The sequence below is a fragment of the Bhargavaea ginsengi genome (assembly GCF_900109165.1).
In the GTDB taxonomy this organism is placed as follows: Bacteria; Bacillota; Bacilli; order Bacillales_A; family Planococcaceae; genus Bhargavaea; species Bhargavaea ginsengi.
Genome location: NZ_FNZF01000004.1, coordinates 220,129 through 227,565, shown reverse-complemented (window position 1 = coordinate 227,565; position 7,437 = coordinate 220,129). Strand labels below are relative to the sequence as shown.

The window sequence follows — 7,437 nt, the reverse complement described above, 5'->3', positions numbered from 1 at the left end:
AAGGGGCTGTCCAATAAGTCCCCAAAATAAAGCAGGCGGAGAAAAACGAGTTGTTTTTTCTCCGCCTGTTTTTGTTTTTTATGTTTTTTGCAGAAAGCATCCGCAAGATGCGCGCCACCTTTAGGAAGTTATGGGCCATTGCAAGGATGCCGAATTCCACGTGAACCTTATCGAGCCCTCGAAGTAGGAATCGACGAAACGCCAAATTGCCCTTGAGATTCCCAAAAACTGTCTCGACCTCGATTTTCCGGAGGGCATAGACTTTTTTCAGGGTTTCATCTTCAAGGGCTTTCCTGGCCTTGGCCTTCATTTCCTCATAGATCGGATTCCAGTGAACCTGACGGTTCCCTTTGGCTTTGGTGCAAAGCTTCTTCAGCGGGCAGTCGCTACAGTCTTCGCACTCGTAGATCTTGAGATCTTGGAAATAGCCTGATTTATTCTTTTTCTGCAGGTATTTCTTGAACCGGACCTTCCGGCCGTTTGGACAGATAAATAGATCGTCCTCTTCGATATATTCCCAGTTCTTCGCATTGAAACGATTGTTTTTAAAACTACGTAGCTGTTCCCTTATGTAGGTTCCATAAGGAACAACAAATTCAGCAACCGGTTTGTCGTCCTCACCTTCCACAAGATAACGATAGTTCTCTTCACTTCCGTAACCCGCATCAGCGACAATGCGTTTTGGCATCGGAAGATTGGTCTCTCGATAGGCTTTCAAATGTGGAATCAGGCACCGGGTATCCGTCGGACGCTGGTGGATGGAATAGAAGAGGATAAACTGGTTTTCGGTGGCCATCTGAACGTTGTAGCCCGGTTTGAGCTGACCGTTTTTCATATGGTCGTCCTTCATTCGCATGAACGTGGCATCAGGATCAGTCTTCGAGTAACTGTTCCGGTCATCCCCGCAGACACCAAGCTGAACAGCATATTTTTCTTTGCGCGGAATAAAATCCTCTCGGACCAGTTTTAGTTTCTTCCGGATCAGCGATCGTCTTTTACGAATGACTTTGCGGACCGATCCATCCTTCTCTGCCTCAATTTCGCCCGTCAGGGCTTCATCCCGTTCTTCCAGTTTCGAAGCAACTTCCGCGAGTTCCGACACTGTCGGATTCCCTTCAGGCCTCTCGCCCAGCTCTACGCCTTCCATCTCCGCAATCCCATGGATCTCAGCAAGGGTCTCCCGGATCTTGGACTCCAGTTTCTCCTGGCGGGTTTCGAGCGACTTTTTAAAGACGAACGTATATTTATTGGCGTTGGCTTCAAACTTGGTCCCATCGAGGAAGTAGTTCTCGAACTCGATAAACTCACGCCGGTGGAGCTCCATGACCATCGACTCGAAAAGGGTATCAATCATCTCGGGCATCCGGACACGCCGAAATTCATTGATGGTCCGGTAGTCCGGCGTCTGGCCTGCGGCCAGCCACATTGCCGGCAGATTTTCCCGGATCAGCTTCTCGATTCGCCGGCAGGAATACTCCTTTTGTGAGTAAGCGTAGAGAATGACCTTCAGCATCATTTTCGGGTGGAATGAGCTTCGCCCTCCGCCAGGGTAGTGTGCAAAGAGTTGGGTGTCTGGAAGAAGCTCAATCATTTCATCGATAACCCTTGCCACATGGTGTTCCGGGATCTGTGCCTCGACATCGAAGATGGCGAACGACTGGCGGTTATTATAGGGTTTGAAAACTGGGGCGAGTTGCCGTTTAGGCCGGGCGGCCTTTTCTTGTATCTCTTTTTCCATACCAGAAAAAGTGGTATAATCAGCAGTAGCAGTCTTCGGATTGCACATAAAAAGATCGCTCCTTTTTGGTTTGTTGTGTGGTAACTCCATTCTACAAAAGGCAGCGATCTTTTTCTATTTTATTTAAACATAAGGAAAGGGGCGTCCTAGAAAGTCAGTTTTCACTGACTTTCTGGACAGCCCCTTTTTCGTGATTGGGGGATGAACGAGTTGCCCACAATGTGTAAAGTAGGGGAAAAGGGGGCGGCATAATGGACATTCAGACAAGGCCGGCAGTAAATGCCGCAGAGGCGGCCAAGTTCCTGGGAGCGCTGAACAGCCACCGCACGAATCATATCGGATACTGCGGTGAGGAGGAAAAGGAAATCCGGCATACGCTGGAGCACGATTTCTCCGACACAGGATTTGAACAGTCATTTTTTATTGCGGAAAATGAGGGTCGCATCGTCGGAGCGGTGGGTTTCGACATTGACAGTGAGGATGGAACCGCGGAAGTGTGGGGCCCATTCGTCAGCGAAGAGCTGCCGTTCGGGGAAGTGGCAGCACCGATGTGGAGCAAGGCACTTCTGTGCCTGGACAGTATCAGGGAATTTCAATTTTTCGTGAATGAGGAAAACACGGATGTATCAGCCATGGTCGGACAGCTCGGCGGGGTACATACCGGGAGGCATCTGATCCTGCAGGCTAAGAAAGGGGAGGTGCCCACAGGGGAGAATCCGTCCGTTCGGGCCGAAGAGCAGCATGAAGCGGCGTTCCGGTCGCTCCACGACCACGCCTTCCCGGGAGCTTATCTGTCGGCTGCGGAGATTCTCGATCTCAGAGATGATTACCACAGCCTCCTCGTTATTCCGGACGGGGAAACCGGTGTGAAGGGATACGTCTATACCGAGGCGGACCCGATCCACGGAGAAGGAAGCGTCGAGTTTCTGGCGGTCGGGGGGGAGCACCGCCGCCAGGGACTTGCCAAAAAACTTCTTCAGGCGGGACTTGGCGAACTGTTCCGCCATGAAGCGATCCGGGACGTGCGTCTCACTGTTGAAGCGGATAACGAGGCAGCTATCAGTCTTTACGAGGCATCAGGATTCGGGCGGCTTCATCGGATGAATGCTTATCGGCTGGAATTAGGATGACAGAGCAGAACGGCTGTATCCGGATGGTACACATTTCATACTGCAAAAAACCGCCGCTTCCAATGGAAGGGCGGTTTCATATTCAAAAGAGCATATGTGCAATCAGTGCGACAATCGGCAGTGCGATAAGTGTACGCAACAGGAAAATCACGAACAGTTCAAAGAAGTTCACAGGAATCTTGGAGCCCAGAATCAGGCCACCGACTTCCGACATGTAAATTAGCTGCACAACCGAAACGACGGCCACTGTAAAAAGTGTCACTTCAGAAGTGATGGTCCCGGCTGCCAGAATCGAAGGCAGGAACATGTCCGCGAATCCGACGATCATGAGCGGCGCCGCATCGGCGGCCTCCGGAATCTGGAGAAGTGCCAGATACGGCTCAAATGGCTTCCCGATAATGTGGAAGAAGCTTGTGTATTCGGCCACGATGAGCGCAATCGTCCCGAATGCCATGACGACCGGAATGACGCCGAACCACATATCCAAAACGTTTTTCAGGCCGTCCTTGAACATCTTTCCGATATCGCGGTTGGCATAAGCTTTGTTCAATGCATTTTCCACACCGTGGGTAAATGAATTATAGCCGGCAGGCACTTTCTCCTCTTCTCCGGTGAACGGACGGCCGTCAGCATATTCCTGCTTTTTTCGGGAAAGCGGATAAATGCGCGGCATGATAAGCGCCAGCACCAGGCCGGTAAGAATAACTGTCCCGTAGAACGGAAGGAAGTAGGCGGACATGCCGACCGTGCCGATGATGACGATGGAGAAAGTGATCGAGACAACTGAGAAGGTCGTTGCGATGATTGAAGCTTCCTTCTTTGTATAATGACCTTCCCGGTACTGCTTGTCGGTGAGAAGGACGCCGATTGTGCCGTCCCCGACCCAGGAAGCGAGCGCATCGATGGAAGAACGGCCCGGCAGCTTGAACAGCGGCCGCATGATCTTAACCATCATCGTGCCGAAGAATTCCAGCAGCCCGAAGTTCATGAGGAGCGGAAGCAGCAGCCCTGCGAATACGAAAATCGTAAAGAGGAACGTGACGAGTCCATCCGCGGGATCCAGTAGAAGGCCTCCCGTGCCGCCGCTCCAGATTGCTTCCGGCCCGAGTTGGAAAGCGGTCATCACTGCGAAAATGGCCCCGATGATCCGGACAACCGTCCAGAAAGGCGTGACGCCGAACAGGTTCTCCCAGAAACCGCGCTCTGATGAGTCTTTTTTCGGTGCAAACAGCATGATGACCGAACCGGCGGCTGCAATCAGAAGGACTGTGACAGCCACCCAAGTAATGAATGGAGTGACGATGCCAGCCAGCCAGTTGGCGAGGATGGCGATCGGAACGACCCATTCGTCATTGTATTTGATCGGAATCATGAACAGGAAGACCCCGATGATCGACGGGATGAGGAACCAAGTCCACGTCGACGCACTTGTTTTCTGCATTTTTTATTATCCCCCAATATTAATTTTACCGGTTTTGACATTCACTTTTTTACATAATAATTCACTATCGTGAATAAGTAAATACCCCTGCAAATGAAAGTGAATTCAGCCAATTCCGGCAAAAAAAATCCCCCTCCCCACAATAGCAGGGAGGGGGTGCGGCGTCAAAAGGATTCTTCGAAATCCTCATGCCAGCGATAATGATAAAATCGTTCTTTGGAGAATCGGTCAATCGCTTCGGGTTCCCCGGCGGCAATCGCCGCCTCGAGGCCTTCCATCATATAGGCCGTCTGTGAAGAGTGTGCCTTCAGCGTCCGGAGTTTCCGGTCCAGCATCTCCGCGACCTCATGCACGACGTCTGGTTGGCCGAGATCTTTTTCAGTGTCGTTGGAGAAGGCGACCAAGTACATTTTCGGGCGCTTATCCTCAGGCAATCTGCGCACTGCGCGGACGACTGCCCGGGCGGTTGCCTCATGGTCCGGATGCACCGAGTAGCCGGGGTAGAACGTAACGATAAGCGAAGGATCCAGTTCATCGATCAGATCGGTGATAAGCTTCACCATTTTTTCGTCGTCTTCGAATTCCACCGTTTTGTCACGGAATCCCATCATCCGGAGATCGGTGATGCCGATAGCGTCCGCCGCTGCCTGCAGCTCCGTTTTGCGGACTTCGGGAAGTGTTTCCCTCGTTGCAAATGGCGGAATGCCAAGGTTGCGGCCCATCTCGCCGAGTGTCAGGCAGGCATAAGTGACCGGCACACCCATATCCACATATTTGGACAGCGTTCCGGATGTGCCGAAGGCCTCATCGTCAGGGTGAGGGAAGACGACGAGGACGCTGCGTTCTTTTTCGATCGTTCCAGCCATATCGTTTCCCTCCTTAGTATGCGAACGGCGTCTCGCTCAGTTCCAGCGCGACGGCAAGTTTTCCTTCGCCGTCAAGCCCGGCCATGAGCAGGCGTCCGTGTTGATCAAGTTCATAGTGGGTGATTCCCTGTGCGTACACCCAGCCGTATGGCAGCTTTAGCCCGACGCGGTGCGGGGCTTCGCCGGCTACCTTGCCCAGTTCAAAACGGATCTGGGCATTTCGGATAAATGCGCCGGCGTTGAAGAATCCTTCATTGAAGTGGGCCGCATACGACCCGTTCGTCGTCTCCAGATGGATGTAGAGCTCTTTGCCGGCGAACGAATCGATGAGGCGCTGAAGTTCTGCGGGATTCACTTTTTCCATATTCCAGGCCTCCTTCTGGTACCTATATCGTATTCAGTATAAAGAACATCAGCCGGGAATGCGAAAGGAGAGCTCGAAAACAGGAGAATCCGATCAGCGGGCTCATCCCGACAAAAAACGGCCGGGAATCCCGGCCGTCTGGCATGTATCAGATTTCTGTAACGGTGACTTCTGCCGGACCGTGCTGGTTTTTGGCGCCGTGGAGGACCGGACCGACGTACTGATTAAGTTTCCAGCCATGGGCGATTGCGGCAGCGATGAATTTTTTCGCTTCGACGACGGCTTCCTCAACAGCGAGGCCGTTTGCGAGGTTCGCTGTGATGGCAGCGGCGAATGTGCAGCCGGCGCCGTGTGTGTAGAGCGTATCCTGCTTTTCGGATTCAAGAAGCAGGAACTTGGAACCGTCATAGTAAAGGTCAGCTGCCTTGTCATGCTGAAGCTGCTTGCCTCCCTTGATCACGACATTCTTCGAGCCGAGACCGTGGATCTTCTCCGCTGCTTTTTTCATATCGTCAATGCTCGTCAGCTTGCCGAGGCCGGACAGTTGTCCGGCTTCAAACAGGTTAGGCGTGACGACTTCAGCGAGAGGAAGCAGGTATTCGATCATTGCATCGACCGTACCCGGATTCAGGACTTCGTCTTCGCCTTTGCACACCATGACCGGGTCGATGACGACATGGTTCGTGCCGGTTTCGCGGATGCCTTCGCCTGCTGTGCGAATGACGTCTTCGGTGCTCAGCATGCCGGTTTTCACCGCGTCGATGCCGACAGAGAGGGCTGTCTTGAGCTGTGCTTTCAGAACGTCGATTGGAAGCGTATAGACTCCGTGGCTCCAGTTGTTGTCCGGGTCCATCGTTGCGACAACGGTAAGCGCGGTCATTCCGTATGTTCCGTGCTCCTGGAAAGTTTTCAGGTCAGCCTGGATACCGGCGCCGCCCGATGTATCGGATCCTGCGATCGTGAGTGTCTTTTTCAGTGTCATATGCGAGAGCTCCTTTATTGGATAGTTAATTTGAATGTTCTCATTGTAACAAATAAAAAGGACGTTTTACGAAAAATTGATTTTAACGCAAAGAAGACAGTTCCAAATGGTCGTGAGTGCGTGAAGCGGGAGACATCGGGTATTGTAGAAGAATGAAAGATTTACCCGATTGGCGGGAGGAGGCAGAGAGGATATGGCTGAAGGGAAAAATAAAAAAGGCCGCGCCGAAGAGGAAAGCGCGGTCACGGTGGAGGAAACCTGGGATGCACCGGCGGGGGTACGAGAAGGAAAGCGGCGGGGACGTGCGCTAAAGGGATTTCTGTGGATTGCGGTTCCTCTTCTCCTGCTTGCGGTCATTCTCCCGGTGGTCGCGCTTCGGATGCTGACCGGCGGCAGTACGTTTACCGAACAAAAGGGAGCTGTCGTTGAGAGAGTACAGGAGCTGAGCGAACTGGTGACAGCGGAAGTCTATACGAAAGTAATCATCGATGAGTCGGATAATGAGTTGTTCGGAATGAGTCTCGGCATTGATATTCCGGGAACCAAGCGCGAGTTTCTTGTGATTATCCCGGGATCGGTCAAGGCGGGCATCGACTTCGGCAAAATAAAAGAGGATGACATAACGATTGATGAAGATGCCCAGACCGTAACACTCACCGTGCCGGAGCCGGAGTTCCTGGGAGAGCCCGAAATCCGTTTTGATGAGATGGAAGTGTTTTCTCATGAAGGGCTGTTCCGCGACCCTCCGGATATCCAAAAAGGATACGATCTCGCGGGAGAGGCCCAAGAGATGATGATCGAGGAGGCGACTGAGCAGGGCGTTCTCAACCAGGCCAAAGAAAATGCGGTAAAAACTCTGAAACAATTGTACTCGTTCTCTGGTTATGATGTACAAGTCGAGTTCAAGGAGTGACTG

Annotated in this window: 7 protein-coding genes; 2 read left to right on the top strand and 5 right to left on the bottom strand. The window is 52.3% G+C overall.

Features of this window, described 5'->3' with window-relative positions; genetic code table 11:
• A partial coding sequence (locus BMX91_RS12175; protein WP_092054672.1) for an IS1182 family transposase occupies nucleotides 1–1,786 on the bottom strand: 1,786 nt, incomplete at its 3' end.
• A 203-nt stretch (nucleotides 1,787–1,989) separates the two neighbouring features.
• Between BMX91_RS12175 and BMX91_RS12170 the strand changes: the two genes are divergently transcribed.
• Nucleotides 1,990–2,868 carry a GNAT family N-acetyltransferase gene (locus BMX91_RS12170; protein WP_092054669.1) on the top strand — a complete coding sequence of 293 codons (879 nt, stop codon included), beginning with the start codon at nucleotides 1,990–1,992 and terminating at the stop codon, nucleotides 2,866–2,868.
• 82 nt (nucleotides 2,869–2,950) lie between these two features.
• On the opposite strand, the gene BMX91_RS12165 is transcribed toward BMX91_RS12170, so the two are convergent.
• The 4 genes from BMX91_RS12165 to thiD form a co-directional block, all read right to left on the bottom strand.
• On the bottom strand, nucleotides 2,951–4,309 hold the full coding sequence (locus tag BMX91_RS12165) for a YjiH family protein (protein WP_092054666.1): 1,359 nt from the start codon (nucleotides 4,307–4,309) through the stop codon (nucleotides 2,951–2,953).
• Between the two features lie 164 nt (nucleotides 4,310–4,473).
• Complete coding sequence (gene bshB2 / locus BMX91_RS12160; RefSeq protein WP_092054662.1) at nucleotides 4,474–5,175, bottom strand: bacillithiol biosynthesis deacetylase BshB2; 702 nt, start codon at nucleotides 5,173–5,175, stop codon at nucleotides 4,474–4,476.
• 13 nt (nucleotides 5,176–5,188) lie between these two features.
• A complete protein-coding gene (locus BMX91_RS12155) occupies nucleotides 5,189–5,539 on the bottom strand; it encodes a YojF family protein (RefSeq protein WP_092054659.1) in 351 nt (116 codons plus the stop codon).
• A 148-nt stretch (nucleotides 5,540–5,687) separates the two neighbouring features.
• Nucleotides 5,688–6,521, bottom strand: a complete 834-nt coding sequence (thiD, locus tag BMX91_RS12150; protein WP_092054656.1) for a bifunctional hydroxymethylpyrimidine kinase/phosphomethylpyrimidine kinase — start codon at nucleotides 6,519–6,521, stop codon at nucleotides 5,688–5,690.
• 193 nt (nucleotides 6,522–6,714) lie between these two features.
• Between thiD and BMX91_RS12145 the strand changes: the two genes are divergently transcribed.
• Nucleotides 6,715–7,434 (top strand): DUF4230 domain-containing protein, encoded by a 720-nt coding sequence (locus BMX91_RS12145; RefSeq protein ID WP_092054653.1) that lies wholly within the window; start codon nucleotides 6,715–6,717, stop codon nucleotides 7,432–7,434.
• Nucleotides 7,435–7,437 lie beyond the last annotated feature (3 nt).

Coding starts and splice junctions, on each gene's coding strand:
- BMX91_RS12170 (WP_092054669.1), top strand. CDS start 1,990: ATGGACATTCAGACAAGGCCGGCAGTAAATGCCGCAGAGGCGGCCAAG.
- BMX91_RS12165 (WP_092054666.1), bottom strand. CDS start 4,309: ATGCAGAAAACAAGTGCGTCGACGTGGACTTGGTTCCTCATCCCGTCG.
- bshB2 (WP_092054662.1), bottom strand. CDS start 5,175: ATGGCTGGAACGATCGAAAAAGAACGCAGCGTCCTCGTCGTCTTCCCT.
- BMX91_RS12155 (WP_092054659.1), bottom strand. CDS start 5,539: ATGGAAAAAGTGAATCCCGCAGAACTTCAGCGCCTCATCGATTCGTTC.
- thiD (WP_092054656.1), bottom strand. CDS start 6,521: ATGACACTGAAAAAGACACTCACGATCGCAGGATCCGATACATCGGGC.
- BMX91_RS12145 (WP_092054653.1), top strand. CDS start 6,715: ATGGCTGAAGGGAAAAATAAAAAAGGCCGCGCCGAAGAGGAAAGCGCG.